The 20,382-nt window shown below is 52.6% G+C and carries 15 protein-coding genes; 2 read left to right on the top strand and 13 right to left on the bottom strand.

The annotated features are described in order from the left end of the window. Window positions 1–84: 84 nt before the first annotated feature. A complete protein-coding gene (gene bglX, locus IPL17_RS08225) occupies window positions 85–2,307 on the top strand; it encodes a beta-glucosidase BglX (protein WP_345306599.1) in 2,223 nt (740 codons plus the stop codon). A gap of 344 nt (window positions 2,308–2,651) precedes the next feature. Continuing rightward, window positions 2,652–4,196, top strand: a complete 1,545-nt coding sequence (locus tag IPL17_RS08220; protein WP_345306598.1) for an aminotransferase class V-fold PLP-dependent enzyme — start codon at window positions 2,652–2,654, stop codon at window positions 4,194–4,196. A 267-nt stretch (window positions 4,197–4,463) separates the two neighbouring features. On the opposite strand, the gene IPL17_RS08215 is transcribed toward IPL17_RS08220, so the two are convergent. The 13 genes from IPL17_RS08215 to IPL17_RS08155 form a co-directional block, all read right to left on the bottom strand. After that, complete coding sequence (locus IPL17_RS08215) at window positions 4,464–6,788, bottom strand: HD domain-containing protein (RefSeq protein WP_345306597.1); 2,325 nt, start codon at window positions 6,786–6,788, stop codon at window positions 4,464–4,466. Then, window positions 6,788–9,829, bottom strand: coding sequence for an Npt1/Npt2 family nucleotide transporter (locus tag IPL17_RS08210; protein WP_345306596.1), 3,042 nt, complete (start codon window positions 9,827–9,829; stop codon window positions 6,788–6,790). Before IPL17_RS08210 ends, IPL17_RS08215 begins: the two co-directional genes overlap by 1 nt. Beyond that, a complete protein-coding gene (locus IPL17_RS08205) occupies window positions 9,826–11,874 on the bottom strand; it encodes a tetratricopeptide repeat protein (RefSeq protein ID WP_345306595.1) in 2,049 nt (682 codons plus the stop codon). Before IPL17_RS08205 ends, IPL17_RS08210 begins: the two co-directional genes overlap by 4 nt. Window positions 11,875–11,998: 124 nt before the next feature. Next, the gene (locus IPL17_RS08200; protein WP_345306594.1) at window positions 11,999–13,459 is read right to left on the bottom strand and encodes an adenylate/guanylate cyclase domain-containing protein; all 1,461 of its coding nucleotides are present in this window, start codon (window positions 13,457–13,459) and stop codon (window positions 11,999–12,001) included. Window positions 13,460–13,504: 45 nt separating this feature from the next. Continuing rightward, entirely contained in the window at window positions 13,505–13,774 is a 270-nt protein-coding gene (locus tag IPL17_RS08195) for a hypothetical protein (RefSeq protein WP_345306671.1), read from the bottom strand. Window positions 13,775–13,782: 8 nt separating this feature from the next. Next, window positions 13,783–14,247 carry an STAS domain-containing protein gene (locus IPL17_RS08190; RefSeq protein WP_345306670.1) on the bottom strand — a complete coding sequence of 155 codons (465 nt, stop codon included), beginning with the start codon at window positions 14,245–14,247 and terminating at the stop codon, window positions 13,783–13,785. Next, window positions 14,136–15,704 carry a SulP family inorganic anion transporter gene (locus IPL17_RS08185; protein WP_345306593.1) on the bottom strand — a complete coding sequence of 523 codons (1,569 nt, stop codon included), beginning with the start codon at window positions 15,702–15,704 and terminating at the stop codon, window positions 14,136–14,138. Before IPL17_RS08185 ends, IPL17_RS08190 begins: the two co-directional genes overlap by 112 nt. Window positions 15,705–15,725: 21 nt before the next feature. Beyond that, window positions 15,726–18,032 (bottom strand): adenylate/guanylate cyclase domain-containing protein, encoded by a 2,307-nt coding sequence (locus IPL17_RS08180; RefSeq protein ID WP_345306669.1) that lies wholly within the window; start codon window positions 18,030–18,032, stop codon window positions 15,726–15,728. Window positions 18,033–18,060: 28 nt separating this feature from the next. Beyond that, entirely contained in the window at window positions 18,061–18,513 is a 453-nt protein-coding gene (locus tag IPL17_RS08175) for a hypothetical protein (RefSeq protein ID WP_345306592.1), read from the bottom strand. A 224-nt stretch (window positions 18,514–18,737) separates the two neighbouring features. After that, window positions 18,738–18,929: a hypothetical protein gene (locus IPL17_RS08170; RefSeq protein WP_345306591.1), complete on the bottom strand. Its 192-nt coding sequence runs from the start codon at window positions 18,927–18,929 to the stop codon at window positions 18,738–18,740. Between the two features lie 326 nt (window positions 18,930–19,255). After that, window positions 19,256–19,660, bottom strand: coding sequence for a hypothetical protein (locus tag IPL17_RS08165; RefSeq protein ID WP_345306590.1), 405 nt, complete (start codon window positions 19,658–19,660; stop codon window positions 19,256–19,258). A gap of 66 nt (window positions 19,661–19,726) precedes the next feature. Then, on the bottom strand, window positions 19,727–19,867 hold the full coding sequence (locus IPL17_RS08160; protein ID WP_345306589.1) for a hypothetical protein: 141 nt from the start codon (window positions 19,865–19,867) through the stop codon (window positions 19,727–19,729). Between the two features lie 269 nt (window positions 19,868–20,136). Further along, on the bottom strand, window positions 20,137–20,382 hold a 246-nt coding region (locus tag IPL17_RS08155; RefSeq protein WP_345306588.1), incomplete at its 5' end, for a hypothetical protein.

The raw sequence follows: 20,382 nt of genomic DNA, 5'->3' as shown, positions 1-20,382 counted from the left end.
AATGAAGAATGCAGAATGATGAATGTCTGCTCACTAATCTCTACTTTCTAATTATCTAATCTCTAACGAACAAGGAGAAAAAACATGAGCAAGGTAAATGATTCAGGAAAAGAGAAACAGGTATCAGTTAAGGTTGAGGCGCTTCTCAAAAAGATGAGCCTTGAAGAAAAGGTCGGGCAACTCAATCAGGTGGGTGGCGCGGCGTTTTCCCCCGGACCTGCAGCCGAGGATCAAATTCGCAAAGGCGGAGCGGGCTCGGTCTTGTGGTTGAACGACACGCAGAAGTTCAACGAGTTGCAGAAGATCGCCATCGAAGAAAGCCCATCGGGCATTCCGCTGTTGTTCGCATTGGATGTGATCCACGGGTACCGCACCATCTTCCCCGTGCCGCTGGCGATGGCGGCTTCATGGGACCCGGACGTGCCGGAGAAATCTCAAGCCGTGGCGGCGAAGGAAGCGCGCGCGGCGGGTCTGCACTGGACCTTTGGTCCGATGCTCGATATTTGCCGTGACGCTCGCTGGGGACGTATCGTCGAAGGCGCGGGCGAAGATCCGTATTTAGGTTCTGCGATGGCGGCGGCGCAAGTGCGCGGATTCCAGGGCGATGACGTCACTGACCCCGAACGTATGTTGGCATGTGCAAAACATTTTGCAGGTTATGGCTACTCAGAAGGCGGACGAGATTATGATCCTGTCTATCTTTCCGAGTCACAACTTCGCAATATCGTTCTGCCGCCGTTCAAAGCCGCAGTGGATGCAGGCGTGGAAACTTTCATGAGCGCGTACATGGATTTGAACGATGTGCCCGCAACGGGCAATCGCTTCCTGCTTCGCAAAGTCTTGCGCGAGGAATGGGGCTTTGATGGCTTCGTTGTTTCGGACGCATTCGCAGTTGCAAACATGGTCATTCAAGGTCACGCCAAAGACAGACGCGAAGCCGCACTGCGCGGACTTAAATCTGGCATGAACATGGATATGTCCAGTTATACCTACACCGAGAACGCCGCCCAATTGGTGGCGGATGGTGTCTTGACCGAAGCCGAACTTGATGAACTCGTGCGCCCGATCCTGACCATCAAATTCAAGATGGGCTTGTTCGAGAAACCCTATGTCGATGAAACATTGCTTGAAAAAGTAATTGCATTACCCGAACATCGTGCCACTTCAAGATGGTCGGCACAGCGTTCAATGGTCTTGCTCCGCAACGAAGGCGGACTTTTGCCATTGAGCAAGCATGTCAAGAAAATCGCGGTCATTGGTCCCGTTGCCGATTCCATGCAAGCCACTGAAGGCTCATGGATGGTCTTCGGTCATACCCCTACGGCAGTGACGGTGCTTCAAGGCATCCGCACCAAACTGCCGAACGTCGAAGTGACCTACGCCTCGGGTCCCGAGATTCGACGCGACATTCCTTCATGGTTCGAAAGCCTGATGGCTGGTCAGGAACGTAAGCCCGAGCAAACTCCAGCGGAGTCTGAAGCGGCTTTTCAATCCGCGTTGGAAACTGCCAAGGCTGCCGACCAAGTCATCATGGTTCTCGGCGAAACCGACATCATGGCAGGCGAAGCCGCATCGCGTGCTTCGCTCGATTTGCCTGGACGGCAAGAAGAATTGCTCAAAGCCGTTTCCGCATTGGGCAAGCCTGTTGTTTTAGTTTTATTGAATGGTCGTCCGTTGAGCATCAACTGGGCGGCAGAAAACATCCCCGCCATCCTTGAAGCGTGGGAGCCCGGCACCGAAGGCGGCAACGCAGTGGCGGATATTCTCTTTGGTGACGCGAACCCCGGCGGCAAACTTCCCGTCACCTTCCCGCGCAGGGGCAGCCACGCGCCGTTGTATTACGCGCGCAACACAACCCACTCGCCCGAAGGCAGCCCCATGTATAACCCGCGCTATTGGGACGGCTTGCCCGTGCCGCTTTATCCCTTCGGCTTCGGTTTGAGTTACACCACCTTTGAATTTTCAAATCTCAAAGTTTCATCCGAGAAGATCAAAGTAGGCGAGAGCCTCACCGTCACTTTCGATGTAACCAACACTGGCAAACTCGCAGGCGATGAAGTGGCGCAACTCTACATCCACCAAAAATACGGAACCGATACCCGTCCTATGCGCGAGTTGAAAGGCTTCGAACGCATCACACTGCAACCCGGCGAAAAGAAGACTGTGACCTTCAAACTTGGCAAAGATGAATTGACCTACTGGAGCACGAACGCCAATGCATGGATTCAAGACCCCGCCTCTTTCGACCTTTGGGCTGGCTCTGACTCCCAAGCCTCTCTCCACGCTGAATTTGAAGTGACGGCATAAAAAATTATTAACCACGCAGGTCGTAAAGGGAAAACCCTTTGCGGCCTGCGTTTCGTTTGTGGAGAAAGGAATACATTATGGCAATCACCCACAAACGACTCGGCAGGCATGGCGTACTCGTCAGCAACATCTGTACAAAGGATATGCGCGCGGAAAAGTAGTCATTGCAGTAGAAAGTAACAGCAAAACCTAATCAGCGTGCAGTGGATATATAAGGTGCATGGTTTTGAGGGCTTCACGATATGGTCAAGTACAATTGTGATATAGCCAGTTTACATTCCTTCTTGAAATTTATCGGCAATATAATTCTGGCAGCAAACAACCGCCACTTTTGGAGAAGCACAATGGAGATCCAGTATTTTTCTTTTTTGAAACATCTTATTCGTTTTAACCGGCGTGTCTACCTCGACCACAATGCAACCACTCCAGTCAGTCACCGTGTTCGAAAAGCAATGGAACAGGTATTGAAACACCAGTATGGCAACCCATCCTCCTTTTATGAGATGGGCAGGAAATCTGCCGGGATGGTGGAACAAGCCCGCGAACAGGTAGCGCAGGCCATTCATGCCGATCCATCTGAGGTCATCTTTACCAGTTGCGCATCCGAATCCAACAATGCCGCGATCAAATCCGCGGCTGCTCACTTTTATCCGCAAAAGAAAAAGATCATTGCCACGCCGATCGAACACCCATCGGTGTCGAATACACTGGCTTACTTGCAAACTCAGGGAGTGACAGTTGAATATTGCCAGTTGGATAAGAACGGGCGCATACTGTTATCTGACTTGGAACAGCGAATCGATGGCGATACCTTTTTGGTGTGCTGCATCCTGGCCAATAATGAAACCGGCGTAATTCAGGATATCCAGGCTGTCACTAGAATAGCAAGAAAACACGGTGTACTGGTGCTGGCAGATTGCGTGCAGGCACTTGGAAAAATCCTGATAGACGTTCATACCTGGGACGTGGATTACGCAACGTTTTCAGCGCACAAACTCTATGGACCAAAAGGCATTGGCGCTCTGTACATCAAGCAGGGCAGTCCCTTCGCGCCGTTTCTGCATGGCGGACACCAGGAAGGCGGGCTGCGTGCCGGCACCGAAAGCCTTCACAATATTGTCGGCTTTGGTACCGCCTGTAAGGAAGTCAATAGCCTGCTGGCAGATGCCGAACGGGTCCGGGAGATGAAAAGAAATCTGATTGAACGTCTCAAACAGATCAAGCCCGATTGTGTGGTCAATTCACCAGCATCTGAAGCGGAGTGCCTGTCGAACACGCTTAGTATCACCTTCCCTGGCGTGGAGAATTCCGGGTTGATGGGGATGCTCGATTATCGGGGGATCGCCGTCTCGGCCGGTTCGGCGTGCAGCACCGGAGAGGATACTCCCTCACATGTGTTGAAAGCGATCGGACTGTCCGATCAGGCCGCACGCGAGACCATCCGAATCAGCCTCGGACATACCACCACCGCTGGCGATATCCGCTATACGGCACAGGTGATTCAGGAATATGTTGAAGGCCGCGTTTCGTTTGTGAACATGCTCGCCCCGGCGCAATTGAACGAAACCATCCTCTTTGATGAACAAACCTTTATTCTTGATGTGCGTCCCCCAGACATGCGGAAAAATGTTAAGGGATTACCGAATGCGCACGAAGTTAACCCACTGCATGTCGAACGATACTTGAATCAACTTCCACGGGATAAACAAATCCTGGTGTACTGCCCGGGAGGCGGATTGTCTGTCATGATCTCATATTACTTGAAGGCAAAAGGCTTCAAGCGAATTACCAACCTGCGAGGCGGGCTTGATGCGTGGCGCAAGCGGCGCAATGACCTGTACGAGAAATATGCCGGCCAGAATGTGACCGTGCTCGAACCAGATAAATAAAAGAATGATATATCATCCATGCTGCTATTTGCTTCATCCTTCGTAGTTTATTTAAAAAAAAGTAAGTACAAGTAGTCAGCATGAGGATTTGTTAGAAGTCGAGATAATTGTCCACTTCTGTCCACTCGTGCTCGTGTCACCTGGAGAATTATTCTACTTTTCTTCTCTCGGCGGATGAGCAAAGCAACTGGCACAGAAGATATGGGTAATGTCATGTAATTGAAGATGGATTTTTTACAACACAAAAAATTAGGATCAGACTAATTGTCATTCAATAACCTCTTTCAACTTTTTCTTCAATTCCGCAACATTCTGAGCATGGACTTCATTCCGCAGCTTTCGTGCTGTTGCCGTGAAATAAACATGGGATTCTATGAACTTCAATTGCCCTGAAAACCATTGGGTGTCAGTAAAATCCTGACCAAAGAAAGCCAGTTCGCGGCGCAAGTTATTGTTGCGGAACATGAAATCATCGCGTCCTAATACATCCAGATCGGCATCCGCCATGATCTCTTCAAGAATGGTCTTTGGAGATTGGGGGACCACGGTCGCCAGGATAATCCCTTTGACGATCTGAACCTGTTCCTCACTATAGCCAAAGCTCGGTAAAACTTCCAAAGCGATACGAGCGCCCGCTGCTTCATGGCCCGCTCGAGCTTCAATAAAACCGAGATCATGGAACCAGGCGGCGGTCAGCAACAGGTCAAGGGATTCGCCTTTGATGCCTTCGCCTTCCGCAAATTTCTCAACAGCCAGAACTACATCATCGGTGGTGTGAGACAGACCGTGGTAGTAAAGACCCGCAGATAATTCCTTCTCCAGGCGTCCCAGGGCGTATTGTTTTGCCTGTTCAAAATTTTGGTTTTCCATAATTATCCTTTTGAGTTCCATGGGGGAATGCGGCATATACCAGTATCGCAGATACACTTCTTTAGGAACTATCAGCACTGCAACACGCTGCCCGGCAATAATATCAGCATTTCGGATGTCACCGCGAATGACGCCTGTGGTTCCAAGCGGCATCCACGCAGTCACCGAGAAGGATTGATACCCGCCAAGTGGAATGATCTTTAACCCATCACCCAGCGGAATATAAACAAAAGCGGATGGCGCGCCTGCTTCGATCAGTTTTTCACCCGCCTGAAGTTCGGCAGACTTGACGTGCTTGAATCCTTCCACTAGGTTGAAACTTGTTAATTTTTGTCCAGCTGCGCTCATTTTATTCAATACGGATTGGCGCTGGCCTGCATCCCAATCCATCTCCTTTGCGTCAAGGTAGCGCGCACGCTCCGATTCGGAGACGTTTCGAAGGGATGGTGCGATTTGGATCTGATCCCGAACTTGGGGATTCAGTTGATAGAGTTGTTCCTGAACCATCTCGGCAAAATGAGGATCGTCATCCGTGCTTTCTAATAGGATCTGAATTTCTTTTGCAGTTTTCACAGAGGAATTGGACGTCCTACGCCAAAAGCTATCCACCGTGTCGAGCAGAAAATCACCGATCACATACGCTGTGCTGTATGCGGAACGGTTCTGGGCTTCCTGAGTTTCGAATGAACCGCGATGAAATGAGATGCGCAAATTCCCTTCAAGGTTGAATTCACTGCTGGCAATGTTTGACTCGCCAGCGCCGTCGGGGTTATTCGGCAGCTCCATTAAGAAAAGCCTGTTTCCGCCCAATCGCAAGGCAATCACGCAGTCGCCTGTTTTCTGGCTGGCATAGATCTCATACCCGCCTGATGTTTTTTCCACGGTGCCGCGCTGGCGAAACGCATCTGCACAGCGCAAGGCTCGCAGAGTATCCGTGATGTCATCGATAAGTTTTACCGCTCCTTCTGATTCGTTGGTCAGCCAATCGAAGGCTTCGCCTTCAAAATCAGCATAAAATTTTTCCAAATAAGTCGGCGGTTCTTTATCATAAGGAAAATTCTCTGGCAGAGACTTGCCCTTGGCGGCTTGTTGTTGGCTAAATAAATGACGCAGATTATGTCTGATCGTCGCTTTCATTTGCTGACGCAGCGCGGCAGGGTCATCCAGTACGGTTACAGGCGTTTTGCTTTTGCTGTGACCGATGGACATGGCGAGCAATTCACGGAAGATGATCTGCGGATCACGTTTGAGAATGCCCGCCTTGTAAAGCTGCGACAAACGCCAGGCGATGTTGCCGCAATTATCATTCCACATGGTTGTGATGACATCATCCAATGAGCCGTCGAAAACAGATTGTGATGCAAATTCGGGATGCATGGCGCGCCCAAATGGCGAGAGATCGCTCATGCCAATGTCGTGCAAATAAGCCAGCGCAACGCCGTAGCCGTATAGGAACAATTCCATTTCCTGTTCGGTGCGACGCGGAATCAATACTCCGTTAATGGTCTGTAAGACAAGCAAGATCTGTTTGGCAACATCCCGCACATGCACCACGCCATGATCAGAGTAAAAGGCGGGGTGTTTTGCGACATCTTCCATGAATAATGGATTGCGAATTAGGTTTTCCAGCTTCGCCTGTTCGTTAACGCGTCCATAGAAGGATCGCTCGATGTGTTCGCGCACCGATGCGGACAGATAACGCTCAGGATCTGGATTGTTCATTAACCAGTTTTTCCGTTCTCAAGTTCTTTGATGCGCGCATTCAATTGACCGATGTCCCGCACACGATCGCGCAAACGGCCCGTTAGGACGCGAATGATGCCCGTGGCAACTTCAGGGCGTTCCTCCATTAACTCAAAGAAAGGCGCTTGATCGAGGCGGAAGAGGCGGGTCGCTTCCACTGCCGTCACCGAGGCAAGACGAGGTTCGGGGTCGAGCAATGCCATCTCACCGAAGACATCGCGTTCGCCCAAATAATTCAACAGGCGTTCGCCATCATGCACGCGGACCTTGCCATCCAGGATCACGTACATGCTATCGCCTGTATCGCCTTTTTCAAAAATGGTTTCATTTTCAGATATATCCAATTCTTCGAGCAAGTCAGCCACATCCGCCAACACGTTGTCGGGGGTGTGGCTAAACATGGCGACAGACTTCAGGATCAAAACTTTTTCAACGTTCGATAACATGGCAGGGTCTCCTTTTTTCGCGGCGTAGACTGCGCACGCACGCACCCATTCGGGCAGGTTATGATTTTCAATGAGCTCAATTAATCGTTCAGCACGATCTCGCTTCGTCTGCGGGAAGAACGATCCCAACTGCTGGCTGCGTTCCAACGGCGCAAGATTTTCCAACAGCGGCATGATCAGCTTCTTCCAATCCGCGGGCAATTGTACATCCATGATCTCCAACGCATACGAAGCCTGCGTGGACGTTCCCACTGTCAGTGCCTCGCGCACACGCCGAATCGAATCGCCATCGAAGGTGAAAGACAATAACAAAAGGACACGATTGCGAATCTGCACATGGAATTGAGTCAACGCCGCCTGCAACAACAGCGTTTCAGCGCTATCACGAATGTCAACTTGCGTCGTGCTGATCCACGCGGCTTGCTCCACTTCTGTTTTCACAACACCTTGTATCATGGCGGTATCTTTTGTGCGATACCCGCTGTGACTCAACGCATTCAAAATTTTGGAACGCACTTCGCTGTCCGATTCAGATATTCGAGACAATAAAATATTTTGCGATCGGACTCCACCAATGTGACCGAGGACTCTGGCTAAAGTCAACAAGCGCTGACGGGGCGCATCTTTCTCGCCGAAAGCGGATTCAATTTCAGGCAGCGCCTCTGCGCCGATAGCGATGAGCGCCAACCCCGCGGCGCGACTCGTCTGCGGCGAGTCACAGGCGCTGATGAGCTGTGAATAATAGTCACGGCGATTAACTGAGCCCATTACTTCGATGGCGAGATTGCGATCTGCATTGGAAGAGGCAGCCAGTAGATGATTTAGTTTTTGTTCAGCGCTTGGTTCATTCCCACATTTCAACAAGCCGATTAACGCGCCACGGAGAGAGTTGACATCCGTTTCGTTGAGCGCACTCGTGAGTTGAGACTTGTCTTCCGCAATCGCGCCCAACGCCCGCAACGCGGATTCTTTCACCGCTGGAAAAGTTTCCACCGCCAGTTGATTTTGCACATCACGCAACATGGACTTGAGCTTCAAGTTCTCCACGCGGACAAAAGCTTCACGCCTAACTTCAGGCGCGGGATGTTGAATCAAGCTCCGGAGTTCGGGGGTGAGTGACAGCACGTCAAGCACTTCAAGTTTATTCATGGCGTAGATCACCACGCCTGCGTGTGCATCTTGCAAGCGGCTTTGCAAGAGTGAAACGCTGGCAGGGTCAGCGAGGACATTGGCGTCATCGCCTAATCTGCGTTTGGTGATGACGCGCGTGAGGGCTCGCACATAATTGCCGCTCAACAAAAAAATGACAATCAGCCAGGCGACTCCTAAACCGACAAAGACATATGCCAGCCCGATATAACTGAATTTCAACCCCGCCGTAAGCGCCAGCAAGGAAATACCAGCCAGCCCCACAGCAATCGGTTGGACGATGCCCTCGGCAATGGTTTGGACTCTGCCGCGCATCGTATCGGGCAGGGATTGATAGACGATGGCGTTGGCTGATTGCGAGGTTGAGAATCCGAATGCCACGTTGCTCAGTTTTGCAAATGCACCAACAGCAAAAACCATAAATAAGGATGCACCCAGGCTGCCGCTCAGGGCTAGCATGCCAAGGCTGAGAATCACCAACAGCGGCATGGCGAGCAAGCCCACGCGGAGTCCGAAGCGGGCGATGACGCGGCTGGTCAACACGGTCGAAGAGATCAACGCGACGATGCCGATGATCGAGAGCAGACGTCCAATAAAAGCCGTGAGCTGATTCGCGTCGGGATATTGGGCGAAGGCGCGGTCATAGAAGATGTTATCCACAAAGAAGAAGGCGACCCACCATAGCACGGTGTAGGCAAAGATCAATAGCACGTAGCGGTCTTTGAAGATCCCTGTTTGCGGTTTGGCTGGGCGGGCTGTGCGCTGTGCAGCTTTAGGCGCGTCCGTTTTCGGCTGCAGATACGTATGCGTGAGGATGCGCAAAATAAAAAGTGCCGCGCCAAAACTAAAGCCTGCCAACAACATTAAATTCGTGGCGCCAACGGTTTTCACCAAGGCAGGGATGAACAGACCGCCGATGATGTTTGCCAGCCAGTTGCCCGCGCCCAATAACGGAAAGAGGCGCTTGCCCTGCCGAAAATCGAAGAGACTGCCCGCCAGGGGCCAGACCGCGAGATTGCCGAGATTGAGGACGATCTGAAACCAAAGCGGAAGAATGAAGGCGGTGATGTGATAGAGCGGAGATTTCAACGCGAACCAGATCAGCAAGCTGGTGCAAGCCAAAAAGATCAGGTTGATGAAAAGCAATTTGGAAAACGAAACCCGTCCGCCAAGCCTGATGTAAAACATCGCCACCAACGAAGCGAAAATAGCAATGGCAATGTAGGAATATGGCAGACCCTTTACGCCATACTCGGAGAGGAAGACACCAAATGCCATGGACTGTACAAAGACGAAGCCCAGCGCAAGAATGAAATACAGCAAGACCAGCAAGCCGACCAGTCGTTCTTCGCCTGGTTCAATGTTGAAGAAACCAGTGAATCGTTGAAAAGCTGTCAGCTTATTTTCTGAGTTGCTTCGACTCATTTCAACAACTCCTTCACCGTCTCATCCCAATCCAACTCTTCGCCCTCCGCAGGATTCAACCCCGCCTCCACCACGGACGGGTCGAGCGCCCATTCGGCGAGCCACATATCCAATCCCTGCTGACTGTCACTACTCCAGGCGGGCTGTTTGCGCGCCAAGCCCAATAACGCCAGCGCCCGCTCGGTCTGCCCTTCGGCGTGGGCAAGTGCAGCAAAACCCATCACCGCCCCCACCACCCACGGAAGATAACCCACACGTTCTGCTAATTCCAACCCTTCGCGCAATTTCGTACGTGCCTCGACGAGTTGCCCGAGTTGGGTGTCGATATCCGCCAGTTGGATGAGCCCCAGAGCGAAGGCGGCTTGCAGACCAATCTCGCGGCAGAGCGCTAACATTTGTTGGAAATAATTCCTTGCCGCCGCGTACTCCTTATGTGCAATTCTCATTGCGCCCAAGTTGTTGAGAGCAGTCATCTCCCACCCACGGTTGCCTGCCGCAACAGCCCGCCCTTGGACTTCGCTGAATAGCCGTTCGGCTTCATCCCAATCCTCTTGCACTTGCATTGCCACAGTCCCCAAGCGATTGAGCGCGGACAACTCGCGGTCCAGGTCGCCCAATGCTCGCGCCAGGGTCAGGCTTTCATCCAGCGCCACTTTGGCATCATCCAGTTTGCCCAGCCGCCAGTAATTAGCACCTAACGCAGACAACGCGCGGCACAGGCTCAGTCCGTTATTGCTTGCTCGCGCCAATGGCACGGCTTGTGCGAGAATCGTCTGCGCTTCGGCGTAGTCGCCCAACTCGCTCGTCAAATCGCCCAACACTGCCAGCGCGGTGGCGCGATCGGCATCAGTTTTCGCGGCAGTTTGCGCCTGCCCAATGGCAGCGCGCGCGGCGGGGAAGTCGTCCAAAATCGAATCCGCGAGTTTCAACGCCAGCGCGGAACGTTCAGGATCGCTCTCGGGTGTCAGTTCCAACAAGCGGGCAAAATGATCTCGCGCGGTGTTGAAGGCGCTCACATCCAATGCGGCTTGACCTGCCTTCTTCAAATAGGCGCGCTGTTTGGCGGGGTTGTCACTGCGTTCATAGTGATACGCCAGCGTGTCCAGCATGGATGCTTCGGTCAACGCCCCCGCTGCGATCTGTCTTTCCAGATACGCCGCCAACTGCTCATGCAATTTGGCGCGCGTGGCAAACGGCAGACTCTCGTAGGTCACTTCATGCGTGACAATGTGCTTGAACAGGTACGCCAACTCAGGCTCGGGCGTGTCAAGCGGCGTGATGTCCAGCCCCGCTAATTGCTCCAGATCAGATTGCACGCGGTTCTTTCCACCCAATTCAGGATAGTACCCAGTCAGCCACTCGACGCGAAACAAACGTCCGACGATGCTCGCCACGCGCAGGGTGGTCTTCTCGCGCTCGCTCAACTGGTCAATGCGGCTGAGGATCAGTGTGTGCAAACTATCGGGCAGTTCGATTCTGTTCAGGTCGGCGGGGTCGAGTCCACGGTCACGCACGTAGTTGAGCAGCTCTTCGAGATAGAACGGATTGCCCTGTGAGCGCGCCATCAGTTTATCCACCAACCCGCTGGGCAGTGCGCCGCCGCGCGATGGATACAACTGCGCCAGTTTCGCGCGGATGGCGCTCTCCGCTTCGGCTTGATTCAATTCATGCAGCTCGATTTTGGTGAAGTTCGGCATGGCTTCGAGCCGCGGCGCTTCCAAGCGCGCCAACTGCGGGGGGCGATACGCCAGCACGAAACACACGCGGCTGTCATTCAACGCGCGAGCCAATTCTTCGAGCAGGTCATGCGAGAGCGCGTCGATCCAGTGCATGTCTTCGATGACGATCAACAGCGGTTCATCTTTTGCCGCCGCGCGTAAACAATCTTCGAGCAACGCCCGCAGCGCACTCTTGCGATACTGAGGTTCAAGTGTTTGGGTGAAATCATTATCGGGGATTTCCAAGCCCAGCACCACGTTTAACAGCGGCATGGCTTGCAGGCGTTCAGGCGCGCGGTCTTCGATCTCGCCTTCGAGATTACGCATTTGCTTTTTCAACGGCGCAGACGGGTCCACATCGAAGAACGCCCCCCAGATGGATTTCCAGGTTTGATACGGCGTATTGACTGCATCCGACTGACAGGCTCCGCCATAACCAGCGAATCCCTTTTTACGGGCGAGCGCGGATCACCTCCGCCACGAGTCGGGACTTGCCCATGCCTGCCTCAGCGATAATGCCGATGACTTGTCCCTTGCCTTGTTCCGCCAGATCCAACTTGTCATTGATGACTTGCAACTCTTGCGTTCTTCCCACCATCGGCAGGCCGTAGGTTGGTTCCTGTAAACGGATGGCGCGTTGTTGCCTTTCGCCCGTTACTGCAAATACGGGTAACGGTTCCGCCTTGCCTTTCATTGCCAGCGGTGCGCGCGGCTCAAATGAAAAATCATTCGCCACGGCTTTGTGGACATGTCCACTCAACAAGATTTCCCCTGCAATCGCATTCGTCATCAAACGTGCTGATAAATTTACTTCATCACCCAACGCACCAAATGTGCTGCGTGTTTTTCCGCCATAGGCACCCACGCGCAAGATGCCCTGGGTGATGCCCATTTGCAAAGGCTGAAGAAAACCCAAGCCTTCGGCAGCTTTCTTCAGATCAAGTGCGGTCTTCACCGCGCGGCGGGCGTTATCTTCATGCACGCTCAAGGCGCCGAAGTTGATGTAGGCGTAACTGCCTTTATCTCCGATGGTGATCTGCAGGAACGTGCCATCGTAACGCTCCACAATGCTCTGTGCCTGTCGGATGAACGTATCCAATTGTTTTTCGGCGACATCCGCATCATAGTCAATGCCAATGAAGCGCATGAACAACGCCACACACGGGCGAAACTCCGTGAGAAAAGATTCATCACCCGCTTGTTCACGCTCATACACCGCGCCATGCAGCCACACGCGCAATTTATTGGGGGCAGGCGGGCGGATAGCCGCGGACTGTTCGAGACGTAAGTCGAAGTGCCACTCCGACTTACCAATCACCGCAAAGCGTTCATGTGATTCGGAGTCTTCACGCCATTCCTTGATGGATAATTTTTCGCCAAGGATATTCACAGTTGCTTCATCAATAAGCACATCCCCTTTGGTCGCAAGATGTTCGGCTGTAGAGGTGCGCGCCACCGTCCCACCCGCGATTGAATCCATATAATGAACCGTCGGGTCACCCACCATGAAGCGCCGCGCAGGTCCAGTTGCAACTGCCACTTTCAAGGTTAATGCAATGGCTGAAAAAGATTTCATCGCCTCCTGCAGCGCCAGAGCGCAACTCACCGCGCGCGGTGTTGCGGGTCCGTTTGCATCATCGAACCAGCAGGTAATTGCGTCGCCCGCGAAGTTGATCACACTGCCGCCGTATTTTTCCACTTCGGCGATCAGCGCGGTGTACACAATGCCCAGATGTTTACTTAATTCTTCCCCACCGCGCCGCGGACCCAGCGAATCGCGCAAACCTTCGGTCAAGGGCGTGAAGCCAGAAATGTCCGCAAATAAAGCAGAACCTGTTGTTCGGTCGGACAGAGTCTCGCCACGCGCCAAGGCGCGCAGTCGGTCTTGCGGAATGTAGGTATGCAGTGTCATGGAATTTTATGAATCCTAGGTAGATCCTGCGTAGGAATGACAATATTATTTTTCAAGTGCAGCCACCGTGCGAATCAGATGCGTGGTTCTCGCTGCCATCAATTGAATGATCAACTGATGAAAATAAGATGCCACCTCTGGCGACTTTTTTTCCATTTTCGCCAGGCTCCTCGCAGAAAGCAGATACACTATGGATGGCTCATCAGCCACCACAGCTGCGGTCCGCTTTTGTCCGAGGTAGAACCCAAGTTCCCCGATCACCTGGCCGGACTTCATGGTTTCGAGCCGCACAGGCGGCTTGTTCGGAAACTCCAACCGCGCAGTCAACTGTCCGCTTTCGATAAAATAAATATTATCGGCGCATCGAATTGGCGCATCAGATAATCTCCAATCTTCACTTCCTTTTTCTCAAGGAACTCGAACAGGTCGTTTAGGTGGGTATCATTCGGCAGTAGTTGGTGGAACATATCCTTTAGAGGAATGGTCTGTTCCATCGTTTCATTTGCCGTATTTAATATTTTGTTCTCTATCCACTCCAGCCCATGATCCAGATCGGGGAAGGACTTGGCTGCGCCTGATTCCTTTGATACGAACTCTCCCTTTTCAAGCTGATTCAAGATTTCGGCGGATGGCCCCGTGACCAGGATTGCGATGCTGCGATCCTGCAATACCTGCTTCATTTTGGAAAAGCTGAGCAGGGCTGTTGAGTCAAGTCCGCTGACTTTTGCAAAATCCAGAATAAGGAATTGCAGTGGGGTTTGTTTTGTATCTTCAACCCGTCCGCGCACCTGTTCCAATAATTTATTGGCTGTGCCGAAAAGATAAACCCCTGCAGTTGCAGGATAAATGTCTTTTCGCCCTGTTCGATCAATGTCTTGCGTTGATTGGGACTGCGTGTGAATCGGCTTTGAAGCTCAGCCCCGGACAAGGCATGTTTTGTCACACTGACGCGGCTGTAGTTGACGACGAATAATCCAACCGCTGCAACGATTCCCACGCCCACTCCCTGCAGATAACCCAGTGTGGCTATGACGATCAAAATTAAGAGGATGACTACGTATTCCAATCTGGAGAAGTTGGACCATGACAGATAGACCCATTCATATAAAAATGATAAGCCAAAGAGGATGAGCATGACCCCAAGTGTTATTTTGGGAACATAAGATAAAGCCGCAGCCCCAAAGAAAAGCGGCAGGGCAAATACTGCGGCGGTCACCCAACTGGATATACGGCTGCCCTGGCCGATCTTTTGGTTGATCGCTGTGTCTGTCAGGTCATGGAAGCAGACAACGCCCCCCAGTAATCCTCCAAAGATATTTGCCAGCCCGGTCACGCGCAATTCGCGGTTCACGTCCAGGTCCTTGCGAATGATCAATTCCACACCGCTGGTGTTCAACAGCAAGGTGACCACGCTGATCATTAGCACACTTGCCATACCGCCCGCTTGCGCCAATATGGAATTCCAATGGATCAATCCCATATCTGAAAGACTCAAGGGCTGCCATAAGTTTGCGTTGGAAAAAGGACCCAACAGCCAGCCTTGCGCGCTCAATGTGGATACTGGCGTATTGGTAAAAAATACGATTCCATAAAAAAGGATGGCTGTCCCAAGCAGCATGCCCGGCAGGATCAGAAAGTGATCATAGCGGTTAAGGATCAACAAGGTGATAAAAGCAAACACAAGCCCCGGTGCCCAGCGTAATAAAATACCAGGCTGGAATAACGTGCCCAGATCGCCAATATGAAAGGAGACATCCGCCATTACCCCGATTCCACCAGTGACCAGGAGCCAGCCCGTGCCTGCCAAAAAGCCGCCGATCACGGGATAAGGAAGAAAACGCACCAGGGAGCCTAGTTTGAACTGTCCCAGCAATACATAGACTAAACCGGTCAGCACTGTGGTTAGTATGCTGGCGGCAACCACGGTGATGAATTTTTCCTGCGCTGACGAAGACGACATGCCTTGCATGATCCCGGCTGCCATGACTGCCAGAATGGCAGCGGGGGCATCCTGACCGGATGTGAAATTGCCTTTGTACGAACTGAACAAATTGATGACAAGAAGGGGCGGCAGCCATCCAAGCAGGATCAATCCAATGCCATTTGCGACAAAGGACGAGATATCCCCTGCAAAAATAAGGGCGGCAAGCGAAATGGCATAGATCACGTCTACAACCCCGATCACCAATCCAGCGCTTACTCCGGGGATGATCTGATTCTTAAAAGATTTATTGATCAATGACATTGTGCTGCTCCAAAGTGGTGTTTATTTATTCAACGCAAGCGACTCATTGAAAAAGCGCGAGGCTTCCTCGAAGTCACCCATCTGATGGGCATGCTCGCCTGCTTTTTCCAAATATTCAATTGCCTTGGGAATTTCATCGGCGGCTTTCCAGTGCTGTGCGATCTCGGCATATGGCGGCACGCTGAAGATATTTTGCTCCAATAATTCCGCCACAGCACGGTGGAGTTGACGGCGTTGTGCAAAGAGCATCAGGTTATAAGCAGCTTCATGTGTGTGTGGATCTTTAAAATTGTAACTGGAAGATTCGTTGGGACGTTTTTGTATGAGGTCCAGTTCTACGAAAGTGTTCAAGTGCGCTTGGAGAGTCTCGCGTGAATGTTCTTCGGGATAAATTGAAGACAAAGATTCGAGGGTAAACATATGACCGATGACGCTCGCCACCTTGAGAGTCAATTTTTCGACGTGGGATAAATTGTCGATCAACTGAGCAAGTTCGATTGCAATTCCAGAATCGGCATTGATTTGAACCATCTTGCGCAGCGGGCGATAGATGGCGATCGTTTCGGTTTTTCCTTTGACATTGATCGGCGGCATGGACTCGAATTCAACTTGAGCCTGGGTGGCTTCGTAAACAGAGTCGTTGCATAAGATGAGCGCGCGCTGTCCTTTTGGAATTTCTGCCGATGATTTCGAAGCCGCCACCATCAAACGTGCGGCGAGGTTGGTGCGGTCGCCAATGGCGCCATAAGTGCGGTGACCCGCGCCGCCGTATGCGCCGACTCGCATTTGACCTGAAGCCAGCCCAATGAATAGGTCGGTCATATAGGATAAAGATTCAGGGGGTGACGCAAGTTCCAGCGCGGTGAACACGGCTTGCGCGGCATCGTCGCGGTGGGCGATAGGCGCACCGAAGACGATATAGATGTAACTGCCTTTATCGCCGACGGTGAATTGAATGATCGAACCGTTATGCGGAGCAATAACGCCCTCGACCCATTGCATGAAGGCATTCAGTTTCTTATCCGCTTCTGGGTCGTTGTCGTAATCGAGCCCGCCGAATTTCATGAACAAAGCGGTGGCAGGACGCAGCTCCGAGAGCATCTCGCTTTGACCCGCGCGCACTTTTTCAAAGACAGTTGGGTGCATCCATGATCGCAGACGGGATTTGATAATGGCATCGGCACCGATCTCCGCCCACGGGCTGGGTGCGATCTCGTTCTTCAAACTTGTCAGTACGGCGAATTGTTTTTCTTCACGCCAGGCGGAGATGTTGAATTTTTCTTCAACAGATGTGAGATTCGCTGTTGCCAGCACGACCTCACCGCGGTCCGACTCATGCTCAGCGTTGGCTAATGCCGTGAGTGTGGCACCCGCTAAAACGTCGATCTGATGCGTGCTCCCGTCGCCGACCGCCATGCGGCGCGCAGGTCCAACTGCCAGCGCCACTTTGATCGATAATCCAATCGTCTTGCCATTGGGCGTGGAGATGGCGCTGAACTGCATCATGCCTTTTTGCATGGCAAAAGCACAGGCGGCGGCGCGCTCTAAAGAAGAATCCGCGCGCGGGTTGCCTTGCAGGTCGAGATCGTCGAACCAGCAGGTGATGGCGTCGCCGCTGAAGCTGATGACCGCGCCGCTGTAGCGATGCACTTCATCGATCAGCACCGTGAAGACGCGGTTGAGATGGCGGATCATTTCCTCCGCTCCACGCTGCAAGCCCAATTCATTCGCCAGCGATTCGGTCAGCGCGGTGAAACCAGAGACATCCGCAAACAAGGCGGCGCCGTGCGCGCGCTCGGGCAGAGTGACGTGCTGTGCCATTGCCTGACGGCGGTCCATGGGGATGTAGATCGCCACGGTCTCGGCTTTGGCAAGTTTCTTCTCTTCGATATCCAATTGCATTTGAGCCAGTTGACGTTTGAGGCGCTGTTCGCGGATACGGACTTCATCTGCCATCTTGGCGAAGACGCGCGCCAGTTCGCCGAGCGCATCGGTGCGCGCCGCCACCGACTCGACCATGGCGGGTTCATAGGCGCTTTGCTCAATGGCGTTGGCGGCGTTGGTGAGGATCTCCACCTGGCGCAGGTTCTCGAGCGCCTCGCTGAACAATTGCGCGTTATGCAATGCCGCGCCCGCATTGGCGGCGATGGTGGTTAGCAGGCGCAGCGAGTCATCCGTGAAGATGCCTTCCTGCGTGGTGCTTTGCACGCTGATCACACCGATGGTGCCTTTGCCTGTTTTGATCGGTACGCCCAGATACGAAAGCGCTTCCCTGCCCACACGCGTTGCGCCGATCTCTGCTGCGCGTTCATTGAGATTTTGATTGATGAGCAGCGGCTCGCCTGTGCGAATGATATTACTGGTGAGCCCTTCGCCAAAGGTGAGCGGTTCGAACGATTCGCCATATTGATATGGGAAGTGGATCAGATTCGTCTGCGGATTGGAGCAATGCCAGGTAGACGATATCGGCGCTGAAGATCTCGCGCATCTGACTCCCGATGAGCTGGATCGTGCTATCGAGCTCTGATTCCACGATCAGCGCCTGGCTGACTTTGCTGATGGCGCCGAGTTCAGCGGCGCGTTCTTCGGTCACTTTAAGCAGGCGTTGGGTCTCATCGAAGAGCCGCGCGTTCTCGAGCGCCACGCTCATGGCGTTGGCAAGCGTGGTCAGCAGGCGTACATCTGATTCGCTGAAGGCATGCTCGTGTTGCATGTCTACCAGATCGACCATGCCACGCGCTTGATCGCCACCACCAGGCACAAAGACAACTGATTTTCCCATTCGTGCTAGGCAGGGTGAAACTGCCATACTTTTCCACCTCTTGCGCCATGTTCTCATTGATAACCAGTGTCTCGCGGGTGCGAATGATGTGCGCTTCAAAACCTGTATCGCCAGGTGGACTTGACTCAAGGAAAATGCGTTCCCCATTTTCGTACATATATGGGTAATGAACCAAATTAGTTTTCGGGTCATAGATGCGGATGTCCACATCGGCTTGATTAAATATCTCGCGGATCTTATCGCCAACCGCGTCATAAATGCCTTGAATGTTCAACTCTCGCGGCGAGGGCGGCTTGCACGCTGTTGATCACCGCCAGTTCCTGCGCGCGCTCTTCTGTAATCTTGAGCAGGCGCTGAGTCTCATCGAAGAGACGCGCATTCTCGAGACGCTCTGCGTTGGTGAGGTCGTCAACAACCCACATCTGATTCTGTGAGTTTTTCATCAGGTTGGGTTATATTATCAATCCGCCAATAAGCATCGCATATAAACGTTTGGCGCTTCACCCGAAGATGAGGGTTCCCTATCTGTCCCCTTTGATCAGATTGTAGCGTGTTTCGATGGTTTGCGGAAACCAATAAGGCTCGTCGAATCCAGCCCTTTCTTGTATGGGTGAAACTGTTTTCTCAAGGGATCATCAGCCAGTATCCCATTGCGCGTGAAAGATTTGCCGTGATCTTGAGCAGGCGCTGGGTCTCATCGAAGAGACGCGCGTTCTCGAGGTCGCTGTTCCGAGCGAGGCGGCAATGGTGTCAGGGAGGCGAGCTCAGATCACCCGTAGGCGTGGTCGCGCTCATAAGTCTCGATAATGATGTTGCCGATGATGCGGTCGCTGCTGATGATCGGCAGCGAGACTCCCGACCTGCTCGCGTCTGTCCCAGGCAGGTTGGGAGAAATCATATTTCCCTCCTCTACCGTACCCCAAGCCAGATGTTTGTGTTTTGAGGATCTTGTCAAACTGTCCATCTGGAGCGTGGGCTCAGCGGGGAAACTCAACCGTTCGCCATGTTCGTATTCGTAAAGATACTGAAGCAGGTTTGCTTCCACTATCGTACCAGCGGATTCGATATCCTCTGTATCCAGTACTTCTCGCAGTTTATCCCCAACCAGGTCCACGATAGCTCGAAAGTCCGTTTTTGCCGCCAACGCAGCCCTGCACACTGTTGATGATGGCAAGCTCTGCGCGCGCTCTTCCGTGATCTTGAGTAGGCGCTGGGTCTCATCGAAGAGACGCGCCCGTTCTCAATGGCGGTGGCTGCCTGAGTGGTAAAGGCTTGCGCCATATGAGCGTGTTCGGGGTGTGAAATCCTTCTCCAATTTATCGAAAGAGTGATCCATGCCGATCATTCGTTCGCCGAATAACAACGGGACCCCATCACCCATGAACTCTCCCTTGTCCATGAGTCTCATCTCTTGAAATGTTCAAGCGCGCAGATACATCCGCAAAAATCATGACTGGGTTCGCGACGACGCACAACCTCACCTGCAGGGTCATCGGGTCCAGCGCCAGTCGAACGGGATTGCCCAAGCAGTTCATCCAAATTGGGAAAACCGTGTCTCGACTATATGCACCATAATATCGCCCATCCAATTGCTGGCCGACACTGCAGCTGTCATAAGGCACCACCTTGCGCAGTTCTGACAAGATCAGTTCAAAGACGCCCTGCAAACTCAAGGTACTGCCAAGGTGCCAGCGCTGCCGAACGTAAGGTCTCGCTTGTTGGCGCGCACTTTTTCGGTTTCCAACAGGCGCGCACGTTTTCGATTGCGGTCGCGGCCTGGGGCGAAGCTTTGCGCCATATGGGCGTGTTCGGCAGTGTAGAAATCATCTCCAATTGGTCGAGGGTCAGTATACCGATCAACTGTTCGCCAAATAGCAGCGGTACACCCAACCAGCC

This window comes from Candidatus Villigracilis saccharophilus (genome assembly GCF_016711665.1).
The sequence above is the reverse complement of the archived record's forward strand: the minus strand, read 5'-3'. Positions and strand labels throughout refer to the sequence as shown.